Source organism: uncultured Thiodictyon sp. (genome assembly GCF_903946935.1).
Lineage (GTDB): Bacteria > Pseudomonadota > Gammaproteobacteria > Chromatiales > Chromatiaceae > Thiodictyon.
Genome location: NZ_CAJAXH010000288.1, coordinates 1 through 1,633, shown reverse-complemented (window position 1 = coordinate 1,633; position 1,633 = coordinate 1). Strand labels below are relative to the sequence as shown.

The 1,633-nt window shown below is 57.6% G+C and carries 2 protein-coding genes; both read right to left on the bottom strand.

The window, feature by feature from the left end:
• Positions 1-46 precede the first annotated feature (46 nt).
• Positions 47-1,117, bottom strand: coding sequence for a DNA cytosine methyltransferase (locus tag QZX93_RS25020; RefSeq protein WP_295392793.1), 1,071 nt, complete (start codon positions 1,115-1,117; stop codon positions 47-49).
• 148 nt (positions 1,118-1,265) lie between these two features.
• Positions 1,266-1,475 (bottom strand): DUF4351 domain-containing protein, encoded by a 210-nt coding sequence (locus QZX93_RS25015; protein WP_295392792.1) that lies wholly within the window; start codon positions 1,473-1,475, stop codon positions 1,266-1,268.
• Positions 1,476-1,633 lie beyond the last annotated feature (158 nt).

The window sequence follows — 1,633 nt, the reverse complement described above, 5'->3', positions numbered from 1 at the left end:
TCTTTCTTTTATCTGCCAGATACATTATATGCTGCATAATTAATAGTTAGTCGTGATAACTCATTAGGCCGCTATATCGGTCCGGAAACGTCTGTATTCGGGCGCACTCGCGAATGGTGAGCGGACGATGCTCCCGCGGGTGGATGAATTCACGGGATGCGGCTCCAGTAATAGTCAACGACTGCAGGTTGCCATGCAAGCGCTTTATTCCGGAGGGAGCGCCACCGCGCTTCTCTGTTGGGGTTCCATCTGCTACGCGACGATTAGCTCTGCGCTTGAAACTGTCATGCCAATACTCCGGCGGGAGATCCTTCATAGTCTGTCCAGGGCCTAGCAGTTCAAGCGGTGCTTTGTCCGAATTGTCTCGTGCTTGAAAGTGCTGCGTGACACCGGACTCAATATTGCCCTTGCGCATGGCTTCATCAAATGGCCCAAGAGCCGTCACCGACGCGTAATCCGAAACAAGAGATTTGTCGAAAGACGCACGGCCTAAGCCTGCCACTGCTTCGTCCAAGGTCGGCGCCATCGGTAGGCCGGAGGTCTTTTTTGCTTTACCGCTATCGTAGGAATACAGTTCGCGTGGAAAATCGAAATCGATTCCCATTCTGTTTCCGATGATCAATACACGCTTTCGTGTCTGTGGCACGCCATACGCAGCGAGGTTCACTTTCTGGAGCCGGACAGAGTAGCCCAGAGACACGAACTCGCGAACAAGTCGAGCTAGGTCGTGGCCACTGCCTGACGTTAGCAAGCCTTCAACGTTTTCAAAGATGAACCATTTCGGGGCGAGTTCCTCGACGATTGCGAGGTAATTGAAGATGAGTCGGTTTCTGGGGTCCGTTGCATTGCGTGGGCCAGCGGTGCTGAAGCCTTGGCATGGCGGGCCGCCGATGATGATGAACGGCTGTTCACCATTAGCCATAGATTTGACGGCAGTGGGCGTGATCGTTCCAAGGTCCACTTGATGGCACGGGCTGCCTACGTTCAATTCGTAGCTTCGACATGCGTCGCCGTCAATCTCTGCAGCAAATCGCGGTTTCAAGCCGGCTTGCGAGAAGCCGTACGAAAAGCCGCCGGCCCCGGCGAACAACGACACAACCAGATGATCTGCGCTCATACTGTACATCTTACCAGTGTCAGCACCCGGAGTCAGTCCCTCAAAGGTGCGAAACCGCGAAACCGGGGACAGACCCTGAGGGGAAAAATAGGCGACGTACCACGAAAAAACCTCGTCGTTAGCTCCCCGCACCCGATGACCCGCCCGCTCAAGCCGATCCGCCAAAGACCTCCTTCAGGCTCCGGCACTCCAACACGCGATCACCCCACTCCTCAAGCTCGGTCTCGCCGGCTTGACCAAGGCGCTCCTCAGCCCATGACGGCAGCGGACCGAAGCGGCGAGTGAGTTGCCGGCGCAGCAACTTCGTCTCGCCCTCCTGCCGGGCTTCCCGCCTGCCCTCCTGCCTGCCCTCCCGCAAGCCCTGCTCCTTACCACTGCACGGCAAATCCGTTCTAGCCCGCCGTGGCTGGCCGTCCCCGCCGACGGCGGGAATTTTCGGTCATGCCCAGGTAGTCGAACACCAGGCGGACGTTGCGTGCCAGGCGCTGGATGGTGGCGGCGACGGTGTCGCGGGAT